The organism is Shewanella sp. 125m-7 (assembly GCF_052977045.1).
In genome coordinates this window covers 48,560-66,323 of sequence record NZ_JBRILQ010000013.1, presented here as the reverse complement: position 1 = coordinate 66,323, position 17,764 = coordinate 48,560, and the positions used below count along the sequence as shown (strand labels likewise).

The 17,764-nt window shown below is 43.0% G+C and carries 20 protein-coding genes and 1 pseudogene; 12 read left to right on the top strand and 9 right to left on the bottom strand.

From position 1 onward, the window contains the following. Positions 1–4: 4 nt before the first annotated feature. Together ACVBIL_RS08530 and ACVBIL_RS08525 are read right to left on the bottom strand one after the other, a co-directional pair. The gene (locus ACVBIL_RS08530; RefSeq protein WP_447166551.1) at positions 5–778 is read right to left on the bottom strand and encodes a Zn-ribbon-containing protein; all 774 of its coding nucleotides are present in this window, start codon (positions 776–778) and stop codon (positions 5–7) included. Beyond that, entirely contained in the window at positions 778–1,137 is a 360-nt protein-coding gene (locus tag ACVBIL_RS08525) for a hypothetical protein (RefSeq protein WP_447166550.1), read from the bottom strand. The genes ACVBIL_RS08530 and ACVBIL_RS08525 overlap by 1 nt, the downstream gene beginning before the upstream one ends. Positions 1,138–1,274: 137 nt before the next feature. Here ACVBIL_RS08525 and ACVBIL_RS08520 point away from each other — a divergent pair, with 137 nt between their 5' ends. Continuing rightward, entirely contained in the window at positions 1,275–1,667 is a 393-nt protein-coding gene (locus tag ACVBIL_RS08520) for a DUF3192 domain-containing protein (RefSeq protein ID WP_447166549.1), read from the top strand. A 7-nt stretch (positions 1,668–1,674) separates the two neighbouring features. On the opposite strand, the gene ACVBIL_RS08515 is transcribed toward ACVBIL_RS08520, so the two are convergent. Continuing rightward, entirely contained in the window at positions 1,675–1,908 is a 234-nt protein-coding gene (locus tag ACVBIL_RS08515) for a DUF2789 domain-containing protein (RefSeq protein ID WP_447166548.1), read from the bottom strand. Between the two features lie 186 nt (positions 1,909–2,094). Here ACVBIL_RS08515 and ACVBIL_RS08510 point away from each other — a divergent pair, with 186 nt between their 5' ends. Both ACVBIL_RS08510 and ACVBIL_RS08505 read left to right on the top strand, forming a co-directional pair. Continuing rightward, positions 2,095–2,733, top strand: a complete 639-nt coding sequence (locus ACVBIL_RS08510; RefSeq protein ID WP_447166547.1) for a GNAT family N-acetyltransferase — start codon at positions 2,095–2,097, stop codon at positions 2,731–2,733. After that, positions 2,726–3,031 (top strand): Mpo1-like protein, encoded by a 306-nt coding sequence (locus ACVBIL_RS08505; RefSeq protein WP_447166546.1) that lies wholly within the window; start codon positions 2,726–2,728, stop codon positions 3,029–3,031. Before ACVBIL_RS08510 ends, ACVBIL_RS08505 begins: the two co-directional genes overlap by 8 nt. Before the next feature lie 1,248 nt (positions 3,032–4,279). On the opposite strand, the gene ACVBIL_RS08500 is transcribed toward ACVBIL_RS08505, so the two are convergent. Further along, positions 4,280–4,675, bottom strand: coding sequence for a DUF3301 domain-containing protein (locus ACVBIL_RS08500; RefSeq protein ID WP_447166545.1), 396 nt, complete (start codon positions 4,673–4,675; stop codon positions 4,280–4,282). After that, positions 4,672–5,685, bottom strand: a complete 1,014-nt coding sequence (locus ACVBIL_RS08495) for a DUF3549 family protein (RefSeq protein WP_447166544.1) — start codon at positions 5,683–5,685, stop codon at positions 4,672–4,674. Before ACVBIL_RS08495 ends, ACVBIL_RS08500 begins: the two co-directional genes overlap by 4 nt. A gap of 122 nt (positions 5,686–5,807) precedes the next feature. On the opposite strand from ACVBIL_RS08495, the gene ACVBIL_RS08490 reads away from it, so the two are divergent. The 4 genes and pseudogenes from ACVBIL_RS08490 to ACVBIL_RS08475 all read left to right on the top strand — a co-directional run. Then, positions 5,808–6,119, top strand: coding sequence for a YqcC family protein (locus ACVBIL_RS08490; protein WP_447166543.1), 312 nt, complete (start codon positions 5,808–5,810; stop codon positions 6,117–6,119). 28 nt (positions 6,120–6,147) lie between these two features. Continuing rightward, the gene (truC, locus tag ACVBIL_RS08485) at positions 6,148–6,987 is read left to right on the top strand and encodes a tRNA pseudouridine(65) synthase TruC (RefSeq protein ID WP_447166542.1); all 840 of its coding nucleotides are present in this window, start codon (positions 6,148–6,150) and stop codon (positions 6,985–6,987) included. Between the two features lie 422 nt (positions 6,988–7,409). After that, positions 7,410–7,874 (top strand): flavodoxin, encoded by a 465-nt coding sequence (locus ACVBIL_RS08480; RefSeq protein ID WP_447166541.1) that lies wholly within the window; start codon positions 7,410–7,412, stop codon positions 7,872–7,874. A gap of 69 nt (positions 7,875–7,943) precedes the next feature. Then, a pseudogene (locus ACVBIL_RS08475) lies at positions 7,944–8,132 on the top strand (formyltransferase family protein); the annotation flags it as partial. A 106-nt stretch (positions 8,133–8,238) separates the two neighbouring features. Here ACVBIL_RS08475 and ACVBIL_RS08470 read toward each other — a convergent pair. The 4 genes from ACVBIL_RS08470 to map all read right to left on the bottom strand — a co-directional run bounded on the left by ACVBIL_RS08470 (position 8,239) and on the right by map (position 13,225). Then, a complete protein-coding gene (locus ACVBIL_RS08470; RefSeq protein WP_447166540.1) occupies positions 8,239–8,583 on the bottom strand; it encodes a DUF3718 domain-containing protein in 345 nt (114 codons plus the stop codon). Positions 8,584–8,794: 211 nt separating this feature from the next. After that, positions 8,795–9,619: a 2,3,4,5-tetrahydropyridine-2,6-dicarboxylate N-succinyltransferase gene (gene dapD, locus ACVBIL_RS08465; protein ID WP_447166539.1), complete on the bottom strand. Its 825-nt coding sequence runs from the start codon at positions 9,617–9,619 to the stop codon at positions 8,795–8,797. A gap of 34 nt (positions 9,620–9,653) precedes the next feature. Then, positions 9,654–12,209, bottom strand: coding sequence for a bifunctional uridylyltransferase/uridylyl-removing protein GlnD (gene glnD / locus ACVBIL_RS08460; protein WP_447166538.1), 2,556 nt, complete (start codon positions 12,207–12,209; stop codon positions 9,654–9,656). A gap of 215 nt (positions 12,210–12,424) precedes the next feature. After that, positions 12,425–13,225: a type I methionyl aminopeptidase gene (map, locus tag ACVBIL_RS08455; RefSeq protein ID WP_447166537.1), complete on the bottom strand. Its 801-nt coding sequence runs from the start codon at positions 13,223–13,225 to the stop codon at positions 12,425–12,427. 294 nt (positions 13,226–13,519) lie between these two features. Here map and rpsB point away from each other — a divergent pair, with 294 nt between their 5' ends. The 5 genes from rpsB (at position 13,520) to uppS (ending at position 17,747) form a co-directional block, all read left to right on the top strand. Next, positions 13,520–14,248: a 30S ribosomal protein S2 gene (gene rpsB / locus ACVBIL_RS08450; protein ID WP_447160595.1), complete on the top strand. Its 729-nt coding sequence runs from the start codon at positions 13,520–13,522 to the stop codon at positions 14,246–14,248. Positions 14,249–14,381: 133 nt separating this feature from the next. Further along, complete coding sequence (tsf, locus tag ACVBIL_RS08445; RefSeq protein WP_447166536.1) at positions 14,382–15,233, top strand: translation elongation factor Ts; 852 nt, start codon at positions 14,382–14,384, stop codon at positions 15,231–15,233. A gap of 141 nt (positions 15,234–15,374) precedes the next feature. Further along, entirely contained in the window at positions 15,375–16,103 is a 729-nt protein-coding gene (gene pyrH / locus ACVBIL_RS08440; protein WP_447166535.1) for a UMP kinase, read from the top strand. 32 nt (positions 16,104–16,135) lie between these two features. Continuing rightward, positions 16,136–16,693, top strand: coding sequence for a ribosome recycling factor (gene frr, locus ACVBIL_RS08435; protein WP_447166534.1), 558 nt, complete (start codon positions 16,136–16,138; stop codon positions 16,691–16,693). A 253-nt stretch (positions 16,694–16,946) separates the two neighbouring features. Then, positions 16,947–17,747, top strand: a complete 801-nt coding sequence (gene uppS, locus ACVBIL_RS08430; RefSeq protein WP_447166533.1) for a polyprenyl diphosphate synthase — start codon at positions 16,947–16,949, stop codon at positions 17,745–17,747. Positions 17,748–17,764: the final 17 nt, after the last annotated feature.

The following is a 17,764-nucleotide window of genomic DNA, read 5'->3' as shown; positions in this document are numbered from 1 at the left end:
GAGCTTATAAGTGATCCCATGAGATATTGGAAACAATACGACATGTCTCGCAGCGGAAATGGAACATATCGAGTAACGGCTCATCGAGTAACCACTCTTTACTGCCACATTTTGGGCAAGGGCGCTGTTTTTCAACGGCAAGGCTTTCCCCACCAACTCGGTACAGATAATAATAAGTGGGGATTTTAGTTAACACCTCGACTCTGCCTCGCAGGTCCCAGCCGCGTCTAAATAGATCACTTTGGTGACTGGTCAACTCTTCTAGTGCCGCAAACTCAGCCTTGGTGGCTGCTGCCATTTGCAGTTCATCACAGGCTTGCCACTCGGTCTGCCAACGAATTAAGCGCTTATGATCGCCGTTGGCTGTTGCCGGGATCTGATATAACGGAATAGGCTGCAAGGTGTCGCCGTTTCTAAGCGGTGAGCACATATGTACGTAACTGGTATATAAAAGCTGCCAGCTTGGCGTGTCTTGACTAGAGACTTCTGAATTGATGTCTTGGCCAATATATTTCTCACGTGGGGCTAGCAATTTAGCCTCGGTGAGCTCATTAAATGCGGAGTCAACCCAAGGGCTATTGAATCGTTTCGAGAGACTGCTTTTCTCTGGTGTTAATAGCCTTGCTCTAAATTCGCCATCATTAAAGGCGACGGCGAATTCTCGGCCTAAAATTTGTCCATTGGCTCGATAGGCTTCGAGTAAGCCATTAATCGCTTTTTCTGCCGCAGTGATTGTAGTGTTATCGAAGCATTCAAATCGTAATTCAACCACGTGCATTAGTTGTCGTTCCCTTTAGTGTCATTTAGGTGTTGTTTAAACTCGTTAAACTGCAGTTTTAGTGAACTCAATTCAGTTTTCAACAGATTAAGCTCCCGCTGGAGATGAATGATTTTGTTTGCTTGCTCTGAGTGGCTTAAAGGCGCGTCGCTATTCTTATTGACGTTTTCAGTGAAAATCTGCGTCGACAGGGCATTTTTATCTTCAGCGCTCATGGATTTAAACTGTTGCAGGCCTTGGATCAATATAGGCATGGCTATGCTGTTACCGAGTTTGGTTTTAATGAGTGCCATTGTTGGCGCCTTGCCTTCATCACTGAGCCTTTTGGCCGCACCTAGTACTTGTTCTAATGGACTCATGGTTAGTCAAATTCCTTACTCGTTAGCATTTTCGTTAATCTATTGGCGACGCTAAAATCATATAGACAATAAAATTAATATAAAACAGTAACTTAACGCATGGCATGTTAATTGCTTTTTAAGTAAAACTAAAAACAATGTTAATACAGGAAGTTAAAGTGAAAAATAAATTATTAGGTTTAGCGTTTTTTGGGATTGCAAGCTTAGGGCTAACAGGCTGTGTGGTCAATGTCGGTGATGGTGAATCTGGCTGGGATAACAATGGATCGTGGGAAAAAGTTCAAGATAAAAACCGTGCTAACCTGGCAAAAATTTCCTTGGGTATGTCTAAAGATCAAGTGACAACTCTTATGGGAACGGCAGACTTTAATGAGGCATACATTCAGCAAGACAAAGAAGTGTATGTACTTTTTTATCGTACTCAACGTACTCATGGTGACGGCAAGACGACTAAGGATGAATGCACACCTGTGGTGATCAGCAATAACGCGGTAGTGGGCTGGGGTGAAATGGCCTATAGCAAAATCTAATGTCCGTTCATGGTTTTCTTAATAAGGTGTCTAAATGATCAATAACTTCAGACCATTGGGCATCTTCTGCTATAGATTCAATTAAAAAATGTTTCTGCGCCTTATTCCAAAATGGTGCTTCATGAAGTGGTATAACATTCGCTAGTGAGTGGCCACTAATAAAAGCCTCAATTGAGGCGTCGTCGCTCTCTAGCCCAAGTTGTAAAAAAAGCTGGGTGAAGTTTTGTGCTGTGGTATCCATTTTTTACTACCGTTGCGATACAGTCCCTTTAAGTATGGTTTATAAATCAAGATTAAACTTATCTTCTATTTCCAGTTCATTTGCTTAGGTCTCATATCGGCTTAACGCTTTAAATTGATTATTAATTGCACTTTTCTATAGGCTTGCTACATTGGAGTTGTGTGATCTTGATCAAGGAAAATAACAATGGAAAATCAAGCCATGGAAGAATGCCGAGCTGTTTATTTAACCGCTGAAGATTTACGCATTGCAGCCTCTATCCTATATAACGCCTATCATGACGATCCCTTTTTTTTAGAAACGATTTTTACGGGGGATCAGGCGCAGTACCAACAAAAATTGCGTGGGGCCATTAGAGAAGAACTTAACGAATTATGGCAACAAGAACAGGCATTAATCGGTATGTTCGTCGGGGAACGTTTAATCGGGCTCGCTTGCATTGTGACTCAGCAAGTTCCGTTAGGTGAGGCGCGCTATTGGCATTGGAGGTTGAAAATGTTGTTAAGTGCGGGCTGGCAGTCAACTCAAGCACTTATTAACAAAGAAAATCAAATCATCGAAAGCTTGCCAAGCAATCAATGTGGCATCTTGCAGTTCATTGCGATAGCGAATAATGAACAAGGTAAGGGCTACGGCGGACTGTTAGTTAACGCTGTATTAAGTTGGTGTGATGAACAGCCTCATTTAGATGGCGTCGGAGTATTTGCAAGTACTGCTGCCCACATAGCCCTATTTAGTCACCATGGTTTTGAACTGATTGAGCCGCTCTGTATCGGTAATGTGAATGGTGAATTGTTATTTTATCGAGGGCTGGCAAATGAGTAAGCGTTACTCTTCTTTTGCCGAGTTTTATCCTTTTTACCTATCACAGCATCAGGATAAAGCATGCCGCAGTCTGCACTATATAGGAAGTAGCTTAGTCATAACGACACTTATATACAGCGTCTTGAGCGCCAATTTGGCGCTGTTATTGTTATTGCCTGTTATAGGTTATGGCTTTGCCTGGGTAGGGCATTTTGTTTTTGAAAAGAATCGTCCAGCGACTTTTGAGTACCCTTGGTATAGTTTTTTGGCTGATTGGGTGATGCTGTATGAAGCGCTAACTCGAAGAAATCACACGTAAATCCACTTTAAGATAGTATTCCTGTAAGAGATCTCTCACATTGCTGTGGGAGATCAATTTGTAATGATACAGAGTAATCACTTGTATACTATTAAAGTCCTTTTAAAATATGACCTTACGCAAAATTGTTTATGTTACGATTAGGTTGCAATTTTGTTTGGTTGTTTTTCGCGCACTCCACAACTGAGCCTGAGTAGTAAACTTGGAACCAGAAAGTCGCTAAGGAACAAAGTTTGCAGTTTCACTGATTAAACTCTGTTTATTTGCTACTTAGTTTTATCTAACTTGGTTGTGCTCTAACAGCAAAGTGGGTGAAATGATAAATATGCAGGATGCATATATGGACAACCTCAGGATGGGGAATTTAGCCTAGGATGGGTTAATGAATGGATGCAGTACGTTTTCGTACAAGGATATAAAGGGATTTACAAGGAAGATGCAGGAAGCGCGTTAAGCAAGGATGATGCAGGGATTGCATATATATAGCGGGAAAGCTAAAAAAAGTAGTACCGGAGCGCACCAATAGGTGCGCTCTTCTATTTTCAGCTTTACGATTTCTCTGATTGGCTGATAAAGATGTAAGAGATCTCTTACAAGCTCGTGAGACATAGAAGCGACATTTAGCTGCTTTTATCACTTTAATACAACTATATGTATGCAATACAAACGCTTATGGTGGACCGGTTTGTTTTTTCTCACCAAACTGCATGTTAAATAAATGTTTACCTTGGTAACTTTTGGTCAAATTGAATTATTATTTAACTGTGCAAGGACGCATGGTTAAGCGAATTTAAGGATGAATAAGTGTCAATGGAGTGACATTTCAGCAAGACTATCATGGAAGAGGCAATCAAGGATTGATTGCTAGTAGCACCAAGGAATGGCTAAACAATCCAGGATGGAAGGTTTTGCTACCTAGGAAGGTTGCATGCTATGGATAGCAATTGAATGGATTCTCAAGGATGAAGCTGGACACGCTCAGGATCGAGCACGCTTGGTAAATGGATTATCAAGATGAATGGAAGCGTATCGTAAGATACAAGGAAGCAAGGATTCATGGATGATGCAGGAGCAAAGTTACGCATGGATGGTGCAGGGAGCACTCATATAGCAGGATGAGCTTACACAACGTTAGAAAAGGCACGACCCCTCTGGGGCCGTGCCTTTACTTCTTTATAGGTTCTAATCAAAGTCTTTAATTTTTGTATGCCGATATTAGCTGGCGCCGCTTTCAGTAGTTCTTAGGCGTTATTTACAATTACCAGAGCCGCAGTTACCTCGAGAACGCCCACCGCAACCACCGCCTACAGACCCTCTCGCTTCTGGCGCTTCTTGCCACTCAGGTTCTGGAAATATCGGCCATTGTATTTTTTGTATTTTCTTGCCATGCATCCATAAGTTGCCACGGTATTGATTAATCCCGTCAGTGCTAAACTCAAACAGATACTTCACTTTCCATGTAAGACCACTGCTACCACCAAGAGTCGGCTTTGCTGACTCTTGGGCAATAGCGAGCAGCTGAACTTTTTGTTTTTGGCATTCATTATTAGTAAAAACTCGGCTTATTTCAGCCATTTGCCGTAACTGCCAAAAAAATGCAGCAATCATAATTACCGCTGCAATGATTAAGAAATCTGTCATCATCCTTTCGTTACCTTGAACAATCCACCAATGGCTGCGGCGAGTTCCGCGCTGCGATTAGGGTTTCGCAATTGAGCTAAAAGCTGAGTGCGAATTAATGGAATAGCCACAATATCAGCAAAAATCTGGTTAAAGAAGTGCTGTTGTTGTTTTGCTAAGGCTTCTAAGTAGATAGTGAGAGTTTGCTCATCTTTTAGGGCTGACCAATTTCGTGCTGCAATGGTGATTAACATATCTGCTGTTAATTGGCTTGCGGCATCTAACTTTGCAATTGCTTGTTGTCCAAGTTGCGGTTGAGACGCTAAACCTCTTAATAAATAGGGTTTTTGTTCTACTTCAGCGCTATCAAGATTATCTAATAATTTTTGTGCAAGTAGAGTGTCTATAGTGAGATGCTCTAAACACTGACAAACAGCCACTTGAACTTCGCTTGCCCAGTTATCAAAACCGTCGACAAGTTGATCTTGATGATCGAGCTCATTGGCTCTAACACATACATCGGCAATGCCTTGAAGACCAATATTCTGCCATTGCTCGCTTGGGTGTTGTGCTGATAAATACTGGTAGGCAAACTCATATTGTGGTGATGCTTTTTGAGCGAGTTGCTTTCTTACTAACGCATTAAATACTGCAAGCTTTTCTTGGCTAGGTTTAAAGTTAAATGGATGGTTGGCCATCTGCTCTTGCTGTTGTTCGGTAAGAGCCGTTGTTGGATCTTGACCTAACGCCTCGATGATCATTTTTATAAATTGTGTACGCGGCGCAGGAGATAATAGACCACGCTCATCCAATGGCAGTTTAATAAACCAAATATAGTGCTGCTGACTGGCATCCCAAAATACTATGGCGAATTGTGCGTGTCCCTGAATAGGAGAAGGGTAGGGAGAGTGAAGTTCCTCTATCTGATGAAACGCCATCATATCGATATGTTGTACTCGACGGCCCATGTCATAAACTTGGAATTGAGTGTTAGCAGTTTTTAAAAATTGGCTGAGGGTCGTTATTTCTGTCATATCGTTATCGAGTGTAGGTAAATTAGCCCATATTATAGGGATAAGTCGGCCCAGATGGTATCATCGCGCGTTAATTTTCCTATAGCGACGATGTGCGTTATAAAAAGAAGTGGGAGGGGAGTTTGATTACTGTAAAAACCAGAGAAAAGCTAATAGCTTTAGAAGCTGAGCTGGCAAAGCAAGGGTTATTGGTGGTAAATCCTCCCAGCGAAGAAGCAATGGCGAGTACCACGCCGTTTGCTTGTGATGTCATGGCTTTCGAACAATGGTTACAATTTATTTTTATACCAAAAATGCATTATTTGTTGGAGCATAACATACCGTTACCAACGGCTATTGCTATCGCTCCTATGGCGGAACATGTTTGGGCGAGCCAGCCTGACTATCAATATTTGATCCGTATACTTGCAGAGCTAGACGCGCTATTGAGCTAGCAGGCCGCAGTAACAAGAGATAGATAAAATGAATGAAGAAAAAAGTATCGCTATAGACGATGAGCCACTGAGTGATGATGTGGTTCAGGAAGCGGAGCAGGAAGTTGCACCTGAAATTGTAGTGTTATTTGAAGATGATGACGTTGTTGTGATCCACAAACCTGCTGGCTTGCTTGTGCACCGTAGCTACCTTGCAAGGCGTGAACGCTTTTTTGCGATGCAACTGACCCGCGATAAAGTCGGCTGTCATGTCTTTCCGGTACATAGATTAGATAGACCTACATCGGGTATTTTGCTGTTTGCTAAGAGCAGTGAAATGGCTAACGCATTATGTGAACAATTTGCGGCGCATACGATAGATAAGGAATACTTGGCTATTGTTCGCGGTAATATGCATGAAGCTGCAACATTGGATTATCCACTAAAAGAAGAACTCGATGATTTAGGGGATAAGGATGTCGATCCCAATAAAGCTGCTCAAGATGCCGTGACCCGTTATCAGCCTTTATTAAATAGCGAAATTCCTTTTCCTTCGGGTCGCTACGCGACTAGCCGCTATGCCTTGGTTCAGTTGTCTCCGCATACAGGGCGGAAGCATCAACTAAGACGCCATATGGCGCATTTACGTCACCCAATCCTTGGGGATACGACTCATGGCGATGGTAAACAAAATAAGTTTTTCCGCACACACTTTGGGGTCAATCGTCTTTGGTTAATCGCTAAAAAGCTATCGTTTAATCATCCTCGAACCGGTGAACGTATGAGCGTGGAAACAGAACTTGAGCAGGAGTGGTTAGATTTATTTGCCAGTTTAGGTTGGCATGATGCTGCACTTATAAATGAAAGTGATTCAATGATTATTGCGTAGTAAATCCGCTGGAGAGACTGCGACACTCGCCAACAGAGACCATCTCTGTTGGCAGGTGATAAATTTATATTGTCACTGATAACCCTAGTGTTTTATATGCATATCAATGGCTTATTCAGTTTGTGTTTTGTGCTGCTTTGAATTTACTTTTGATTGTTTGGCTTAATTTCTTCAGCTGTATCGACATGAGGCTTGTTGATTGTAGGAGCCGTAACATGAAGATTTTGAACTGTGTGGAAGTAACATATTCTTCTTATATGGGCACAGCGTTGCAGGTGCTTGCGATGCCTTTGTCTACAAGAATGTTTCATACTAGCTTGTCCTTCTAAAGGTCACTTTATTTTTGCTACAAAGCTTGCAGCAATGTTCATCGATACAGTATGTTAAGGATATAACTAAATAGCTTTTAGGCGAAGTAAAACATGAAAAAAGTGAATCTAGTTTTTGGAACAGTTTACGGTGGTGCGCAGTTTGTTGCAGAGACTTTACAGCAAGCCTTAATCCACTTGGGCCGCGAGGCTGTGCTTTATCAGCCAGAGCAACTCGCGGGCTTTATTCCTCCAGAGGATGAACTGCTGTTAGTTATTTGCTCGACTACCGGTCAAGGGGATCTCCCTGATGATATCCAGCCTTGGTTTTATGAACTGCAGTCAAAAGCTCCTTATCTGCCCAAGCTTAAATTCGGATTAATTGGGCTTGGAGATTCCAGCTATGAAACCTTTTGTGGTGCGGGTGAACAGTTTCAACGTTTGTTTGAAGAGTTAGGGGCTAAGCGTCTAGGTCACTTCTTAAAAATTGACGCCGTAGAAACCATGGAGCCGGAAGTGGAAGCATTGGCTTGGTTACCAGAGTGGAATAAGTCTATCGATACCGAGTTAGCCGCCTAGTGACAGTATATATTTAGAATTTAGAATTTAGAATTTAGAATTTAGAATTTAGAATGGCTAAATCCAGAGTTCGTGACAGATTCACTCGATGAAGGGCCTATTATTAAACAAGACGTGATCCCCGTTGATCATAGTTTTAGCGCTGAAGATTTAGCTCGCTGTGGCCGCGACGTTGAAAAGAGTGTGTTGAGTAAAGCGCTGCACTTTCTCGTCAATGAAGATGTTATTGTTTACGGTAATAAAACGGTCGTTTTTTAATGTGTTATTTGAGTTTAGCAATAGAAAAGAGGCATAAGCCTCTTTTTTCTTATAAATACCTTCTTCAGGGGAGGGATCACTATCCAAGTGATGATAGCGATTGGTATCACTCGAAATTAACGACATAGAGCTCGCTGTCAGCAGCTGTCATTGCGATATCTCTAATCGTCACCGTGCCTTTATTGTACGGAGCAATTTTGTTCGCGGTCTTATCAGCACCCGCATTGACGGTAAAATTGTAAAAGCTTTCGCCATTGCAGACTAAGCGAGGAAACACCCTAGCCTTATTAATACGATAATCTTTCATTGTCCTGTTGAATTGGAAAACACTGTTGCTAGCTCCAGCCTTGCAAACGGCGATCAATGTGTTTTCAATTTGAGGTGAAATTGCAGCGGTAGCACTAAATGACATTGCTAGCGCGGCTCCTGCTAAAACGTATTTTTTAATCATGTCTTGCTCCTACACTTACCTTGGGGTTCATGCTTGAGTTAAGTCTAGTCATGATGGTTTTGTTGGATAAACAGTGGAGACTTGTATCAAGATATTGAGCAGGCCACAAAATGTGTCTCTGGGTTACAAATTATGTCAATGGTGAACAGATACAAAAAATCCCGCGCAAGGCGGGATTCTTTAAGTGTCGATCAGTGAACCATAGGCTCAATTAGTCGACGATGCGCAGTAGCTCGTTAATGCCGACTTTGCCGCGAGTCTTGGCATCGACTTTTTTAACTATGATTGCAGCATAGAGGTTGTACTTGCCACATTTAGAGGGCAAGGTACCAGAAACAACAACTGAGCCCGCAGGTACGCGGCCGTAATGTGTCTCACCTGTTTCACGATCGTAGATCCGAGTGCTTTGTCCTAAGTATACGCCCATAGAGATAACGCTACCTTCTTCAACAATAACACCTTCAACCACTTCTGAACGCGCGCCAATAAAGCAGTTATCTTCAATGATTGTTGGGCCCGCTTGTAGTGGCTCTAATACGCCACCAATGCCAACACCGCCAGACAAGTGAACGTTCTTACCAATTTGAGCACAAGAGCCCACAGTCGCCCATGTGTCGACCATAGAGCCTTCGTCAACATACGCGCCAAGGTTGACGTAAGATGGCATTAGAACGGTGTTCTTGCCAATAAATGACCCTTTACGCACTGCAGCAGGTGGCACAACGCGGATCGCTTCTTTACGGAAGCGAGCTTCATCGTAGTCTGCAAACTTCATTGGTACTTTATCGAAGTATTTGGTTTCGCCGCCATCGATAACTTGGTTATCAAAAATGCGGAACGAAAGCAAAACCGCTTTTTTTAGCCACTGGTGTACATGCCACTCACCATTAATTTTTTCGGCAACTCTGGCTTCACCAGTGTCAAGCATAGCAATCACTTTTTCAACATCAGCACGAACGCTTGGTTCAACTGTCGCTGGAGTGATTTCTGCGCGCGCTTCAAAAGCCGCCTCAATACGTTGGCGTAAAGCCTCCATTAATTTCTCCCAATATCTTATTTAATGTAAAAATCTATAAAGCACTCTTGAGTGCTTCACGTAATCTATTCTGTTGAATGTCATCGAGCTGCTGACCGTCAGCGGTCTGCAATAAAAAGAAATCTTCCGCTCGTTCACCAATGGTGGTGATCTTAGCGGCGAGTAAGATGACTTCACAGCGATATAGCACTTCACCGACTCTGGCTAACAGCCCCGGCGAATCAAGTGCTATTAGCTCCATCATACTTTTACCATGACTGCGTGTCGTAGGGAAACTCACTTGAGTAGTAACTTTAAAAGGTTTCATCTTTCTTGAAAGATTTCTAAATTTTGGTAACTTAGGTGTTTCATTACTCAAGGCTTTTATTAACGTCTTTTTGATCCCTTGGATCCGCGATAGCTGGGTCACCGGCTGGCCATCTTGTTCCAAAATAACAAAAGAGTCTAGCGCGTAGTAGTCCTTAGACGTCATGATGTTCGCATCATGAACGGTAATGTTTTTATTGTCTAAAATGGCCATTACACTAGCAAATAGCTTGGGCTTATCTTTGCCATAGACAAATAGCTCTGTACCGCCACGAGTGGCGTGCTTGGAGATTAACACCAAGGGGTCATCTTGCTTATGTTTGATAATCGCTTCTGCGTGCCAAGCTATTTGATTGGGCTGGTTTCGCAAAAAATAGTCAGCCTTAAAGCGTTGCCACAGGCTGTCCAAGTCTTTTTCTTTGATCCCACGGCGCAGTAATTCTTTTTTTGCCTTAGCTTGATGTTCACGTACCCGGGCGCGTATATCGACCGGCTTCTCTTTACCTCTGGCGAGCACTCTTTGAGTTGAGAAGTATAAATCGCGCAGCAGTGAGCCCTTCCAGTTGTTCCATGTTCGCTCGTTGGTGGCGCAGATATCGGCCACCGTTAAGCAATACAGGTAACTTAAGTGCACGGCGTCGCGAACTCGTTCAGCAAAGTCAGCAACAACATCAGGATCTGATATGTCACGGCGCTGAGCGGTAACCGACATCACCAGGTGATTTTCAACTAACCAGCTCACCAAGCGGCCGTCGTGGTCATTCATGCCGTGTAACTTACAAAAATCAAGCGCATCGGTCGCGCCAAGTTTACTGTGATCGCCGCCGCGGCCCTTGGCAATATCATGGAAGATAGCTGCCAATACTAATAAGCCTTTTTTAGGCAGTTGGTTAATGAGTACTGAGCCTAATGGAAACTCTTCTTTTTGCTCAGGTTGTGAAAAACGCTCAATGTTGAGCAGTAACCTATGAGTATGCTCATCAACGGTGTAGGCATGGAACAAGTCGAATTGCATCTGCCCTTCAATGACTCGCCAAGCGGGTAGGTAAGCTGAAAGTACACCGTGCTTATGCATTAGTGACAGTGCGACAATTCCGCGAGGGTGACGCAATATTTGCATGAAGAGCTTACGACACGACTCGTGGTACATCAGCGGTTGTAGCTGAGCACGTCTGGCGCGGCGTAAACTGCGCAGAGTGACGGCATATATCGATTGAATATTGGAGTTTTTAGCCACCCATAAAAACAGCTTTATGATGTTTTCTGGACTATCGAATAGGTCGTAGCTTAAGCTCTCAATAAATTGACCTCTGCGCTGAAACTGTTCATCTATTGGCACCACTTCTAAGGCTTTTATATGGCCAAGAGTTGCCCGTTTGAACAGCTGAAGTAGCATCTGATTGAGCTCCATTACACGTCTAACCGTACGGTAATAGCGCTTCATCATCTGTTCAACCGCAAGCTGAGTGCTATCTTCATAACCCATTAGCTTGGCGACTTGCGGCTGCAAATCAAATAAAAGTCGGTTTTCATCGCGGCCAGAAATTAAGTGCAATGAACAGCGTAGTTGCCACAAAAAGTCCTGTGCTTCCAGCAGTTCATCGAGTTCAATTGGTTCTAAAAAACCATGATAAACAAGCTCTTCAAATTTCTCAGCGTTAAAATGGCGCATGGCAACCCAAGCGACAGTTTGAATATCGCGTAACCCTCCGGGGCAGCTTTTTAAATTGGGTTCTAAGTCAAATGCGCTGGCACGGCTATGGCGGGCTATTTGCTCGTCACGCTTAGACACATAAAATTCGCTACTTGGCCAAAAGTCGTGTTGGCGAATATTGCGATAAAGTAGGGTAAATAATGCCTGCGGACCACACAGTAAACGCGACTCAAGTAAATTGGTTGCTACCGTGATGTCTGCACGGCCTTGCTCAAGGGTTTCTTCAATGCTGCGCACACTATGACCGACCTCTAGGCCTGCATCCCAAATAAACGCGATAAATGCGCTTAATGCTTGTTTTGCATCCTCAGAGAGTTCGCCTTCGGTGAGGAATAATAGGTCGACGTCTGAATGCGGGTGCAGCTCACCACGGCCATAACCACCAACGGCGATTAATGCGATAGCAAACTGTTCGAGATGATGGGCGTGCCACTGCTTTTGCAATAGCTTATCAACGTGTTGACAGCGAGTACTCACTATCGAGCGAATATTAGAATTTGCATTGAAGGTTTCTAATAACTCTTGATTTTGGTCGATTAACGCACTTTTTGCAGTTTGAGCACTATTCATCAAATCTCTTTTTCGAGAACGGATCCGTTGCAAACGATTATCTATGCAATAAAAGCTAATTTAAAGGGCTTTATTATGATTAATCATCAGTTAGCTGCGATAAAGCGATCTTGCTTTATTTTGGTGCAGATATTTGGCTGTTGACGCACCAATTCGTGCAAATTTTAGATATAAAAAAAGCGTGCTTAACACGCTTAATTGGCTGAAGCTGTAAATTAGTGATTAATCACTCGAGGTAACTCATTCTCTTCTTCACGCAAGGTCAATACTTCAACACCTGTTTGTGTAACCAGTAATGTATGTTCCCATTGGGCCGAGTTTTTGCCATCTGAGGTGGTGACTGTCCAGTTGTCTTTCTTATCTAACACACTGGTGTGACGACCCGCGTTGATCATTGGCTCGATAGTGAAACACATGCCAGCCTTAAGTACGGTTTTGTCGTTATTTTTATAATGCATAACTTGTGGCTCTTCATGGAAGCCTGCACCAATACCATGGCCGCAGTAATCGGTCACAATGCTGTACTTCTCAAGACCGGTTTTCTTTGATTTGATGAACTTTTCAATCAAGGTGCCAATTTCACCTAGCTTCATACCCGGGCGAACTTTTTTAATGCTAAGGTATAAGGCTTCTTGCGCGATACGGCATAGGCGAGCGTTCTTTGGGCTGACTTCGCCAATAAGAAACATCTTTGAGGTATCACCGTGGTAACCATCAACAATTACTGTGATATCAATATTGATGATATCGCCATCCATAAGCGGACGGTCACTCGGAATGCCGTGACAGATCACATCGTTAATAGATGTACAAATTGATTTTGGGAAACCATGATAATCAAGAGGTGCAGAGATAGCGCCATTATCTTCAGTGAACTTAGCGCAGATAGCGTTTAATTCATTGGTCGTCGCGCCCGCTTTTACATGCGGTGCAATCATTTCGAGTACCTGTGCCGCCAGTTTACCCGCGGCACGCATCTTTTCAATCTCTTCAGCTGTCTTAATTACTATACTCATTCTAGTATCTCTTCGTCTTTAAATTGTCGTCTTTCAATATGACGATTATGCCTGAAAAACGACGTAAATATTTGTGCTTTTTTTCATATTATGGTATAAAGCGCGCCGTTATGTTTGACTCTTGTCGTTCTCACCTTAAGGTGGTTCGTCCGAGTTAAGATGGCTGCCATTATACATGGCTATTGTTAAATACTAAATCACACACATATCGACACGTTCTTCGGGGTGCCCTAAATAGGGTCGAAGATATGGGATATGTGGAGGTCTAACCCCTAATATTTTAAGGTAAATAAAATGACTACAGTTTCAATGCGCGACATGCTACAAGCCGGTGTTCACTTCGGTCACCAGACTCGTTACTGGAACCCAAAGATGAAGCCATTCATCTTCGGCGCTCGTAACGGTGTACACATCATCAACCTAGAGCACACTGTACCAATGTTCAACGAAGCACTTGCTTTCATCAGCAACGTTGCATCTAAGAAAGGTAAAGTTCTTTTTGTTGGTACTAAGCGTGCTGCAAGCGAAGCTATCAAAGAAGCTGCTGTTTCTTGTGATCAGTACTATGTTGATCACCGTTGGTTAGGTGGCATGTTGACTAACTGGAAAACAGTACGTCAATCAATCAAGCGTCTAAAAGACCTTGAAAGCCAGTCTGTAGACGGTACTTTCGACAAGCTGACTAAGAAAGAAGCGCTAATGCGTACTCGTGAACTTGATAAGCTAGAGAAGTCTCTAGGTGGTATCAAGAACATGGCTGGTCTACCAGACGTGATTTTCGTAATTGGTGCTGATCACGAGCATATCGCTATTAAAGAAGCTAACAACCTAGGTATTCCAGTTGTTGCTGTTGTTGATACAAACTCTTCTCCAGACGGTATCAACTACATCGTTCCTGGTAACGATGATGCTATGCGTTCTATCCGTCTTTACACTGGTGCTGTTGCTGCTGCTGCGAAAGCTGGCCGTGGTCAAGACCTAGCTGTACAAGCTGAGCAAGACGGTTTCGTAGAAGCTGAATAATAAGGTCGGATGATTTTCATCTCCCTTATTAACCTAGATACATGATTGGTAAACAGGGGCGCTATCATCAAACTGACTGGCCCCTGTTTTACTATCTATTGAATTTGAAGAATTATCTGTAGAGGATTTAGCAATGGCAATTACTGCTGCCCAAGTTAAAGAACTTCGTGACCGCACTGGCGCTGGCATGATGGACTGTAAAAAAGCACTGACTGAAACTAACGGTGACATCGAACTAGCGATTGATAACATGCGTAAGAGCGGTGCTGCTAAGGCTGCTAAAAAAGCAGGTAACATCGCTGCTGAAGGTGCTATCCTAATCAAGAATGGCGAAGGTTACGCTGCGCTTCTTGAAGTTAACTGTCAAACTGACTTCGTAGCAAAAGATAGCAACTTCCTTGCATTTGCTAACGAAGTACTAGATGTTGCTGCAGCATCTAAAGTGACTATCGAAGACTTGAAAGCACAGTTCGAAGACATTCGTGTTGCTCTAGTGACTAAAATCGGTGAGAACATCAACGTTCGTCGCGTTGAGTACATCGATGGTGCAAACCTAGCACAATACCGTCACGGCGAGCGTATCGGTGTTGTTGTTACTGGTGAAGCTGATGAAGAGACGCTAAAGCACATTGCAATGCATGTTGCTGCTTCTAAGCCTGAGTATGTAAACCCTTCTGACGTTCCAGCTGAAGTTGTTGAGAAAGAAAAAGCTCTTCAAATCGAAATCGCTATGAACGAAGGCAAGCCTGCTGAAATCGCTGAGAAAATGGTTATCGGTCGTATGAAGAAGTTCACTGGTGAGGTTTCTCTTACTGGTCAAGCTTTCATCATGGAACCAAAGAAAACTGTTGGCGAAATTCTTAAAGAGAAAGGCGCTTCAGTAACTAACTTCATTCGTTTAGAAGTTGGTGAAGGTATCGAAAGAAAAACAGAAGATTTTGCTGCTGAAGTAGCTGCACAAATCGCTGCTACAAATAAGGCTTAATCTCCTTATTTAGCAAACATAAGACCGTAGCAATTGCTGCGGTCTTATCGTATATACTCAACTCATTTTTTGTTTGGTTATGTTAAAACCAACAAACGTGTTAAGTGTACACCCCTATCGCCATAATCAGGACTAATAAATATGAGTACCAATCCTAAACCTGCATTTCGTCGTGTTCTTTTAAAACTAAGTGGTGAAGCCCTAATGGGTGAAGAAGGCTTCGGCATTGATCCTAAAGTGCTTGATCGTATGGGGCAGGAGATCAAAGAGCTTGTAGAGCTAGGTATTCAAGTGGGTGTTGTCATTGGCGGTGGTAACTTGTTCAGAGGTGAAGGTCTGGCTAACGCGGGTATGAACCGTGTAGTGGGCGATCACATGGGCATGTTGGCAACAGTGATGAACGGCTTAGCAATGCGTGATTCGTTGCACCGTGCATATGTTAATGCGCGTTTAATGTCAGCCATTCCGCTAAAAGGCGTGTGTGATGACTACAACTGGGCTGAAGCAATTAGTTTGCTTAAATCAGGCCGTGTTGTTATTTTTGCTGCAGGTACAGGTAATCCATTCTGTACGACTGACTCTGCTGCGTGTTTACGCGGTATCGAGATTGAAGCAGAAGTTGTGATTAAAGGTACAAAAGTTGACGGCGTTTATTCAGATGATCCAGTTAAAAATCCCGATGCCGTCAAGTATGATGTAATGGGGTACAATGAAGTACTCGAAAAAGAATTGAAAATAATGGATTTGGCTGCATTCACTATGGCCAGAGACCATAATATGCCATTGCTTGTATTTAACATGAATAAACCAGGTGCACTGCGCCGCGTTATCATGGGCGAGCAAGAAGGCACAATGATTAAAGCTGATTAAGCTATATTTAGTGACTTAAAAGGACATATAACGTGATAAACGAAATTAAGAGCGATGCGCAAACTCGCATGGACAAGTGTGTTGAGTCGACAAAATCTCAAATGGCTAAAGTTCGTACTGGCCGTGCACACCCAAGCTTATTGGATACTATCCAAGTACCTTACTACGGTTCGCTGACTCCGCTTAAGCAAGTTGCAAGTGTATCTATTGGTGATGCGCGTACATTAACAGTATCAGTTTTTGACCGTACTATGATTGCAGCTGTTGAAAAAGCAATCATGAGTTCTGATCTTGGTTTAAACCCAATGTCAGCAGGTGCAACGATTCGAATTCCTCTACCAGCACTGACTGAAGAGCGTCGTAAAGACCTTATCAAAGTGGTTCGTGCTGAAGCTGAAAATGGCCGTATTGCTATTCGTAATGTGCGCCGTGATGCTAACTCTAATGTGAAAGAATTAGAGAAAGAAAAAGAATGCACTGAAGATGACGTTCGTCGTAGTGAAGATGATGTGCAGAAGCTTACTGATGTACACATTAAGCTAGTCGATGAGATCTTGGCTGCAAAAGAAAAGGAGCTGATGGAGTTCTAAATAGCACTCCTCAGCTGGGCAATGTTCACTATTTAGGTTGGTTTTTAATTAAGCTTTAGGCGAATTTCTTGCATTTTTTAGTGAGAGATAACGAACTTTTCGTGTTACGCATTAAGCTTCACAGCTCACGGCTTGTAATTAAAGTGTAGAGCTTGGACAAAAATTAAACTTGAATGGACGACATGACCTAGAGTTCAGACGCCGTGTAGAGTTATACTACACGGCGTTTGTCTATTTTTAAGGGTTGTAATAGATGTCAATCAATTCCCAGTCTGGCACTGAAGTGACAGAGGCATTACCAAGTGAGATATCCACTTTGGTAAAACAGTCTATCCCTAAACACGTTGCTATCATTATGGATGGTAATGGTCGTTGGGCGCAGGCACAGGGAAAGCCAAGAGTTATCGGTCATAAGGCCGGTGTAAAGGCAGTTAGGCGAGCGGTGAGTACGGCCCGTAATTTAGGCGTTGAGTCATTAACTTTGTTTGCGTTTTCCAGTGAGAACTGGCGTAGACCTGACAAAGAAGTCAGCTTGTTAATGGAACTATTTTTTACTGTGCTGCAGCGTGAACTTAAGCTGTTACACAACAATGGGGTTCGCCTCAATATTATCGGCGATGTCAGTCGATTTTCTCCCCGTTTGCAAAAGCAAATTGCAGCAGCAGAAGAGAAAACGGCAGACAATCATGATTTAGTGCTTAATGTTGCAGCCAACTATGGTGGGCGATGGGACATTATGCAAGCGGCGCAAAAACTGGCAGCTAAGGTCGAATCTGGTGAAATTAGCAGCACTCAGTTTACCGAAGAGGCGATTAGTGAACATTTATGCATGCAAAATCAAGCCGAAGTTGATTTAATGATCCGCACAGGTGGTGACTATCGCATCAGTAACTTTGTCTTGTGGCAAGCCGCTTACGCTGAGTTAGTCTTTACTGACACCTTGTGGCCGGATTTTGATGAGGATGCGTTTAAAGATGCGATTGCTATTTTTGTTAATCGTCAGCGTCGATTCGGTTTGACAGGAACTCAAATCGATACCATCCGCTCTTTGTAATAATTTTTGAGGGAAGT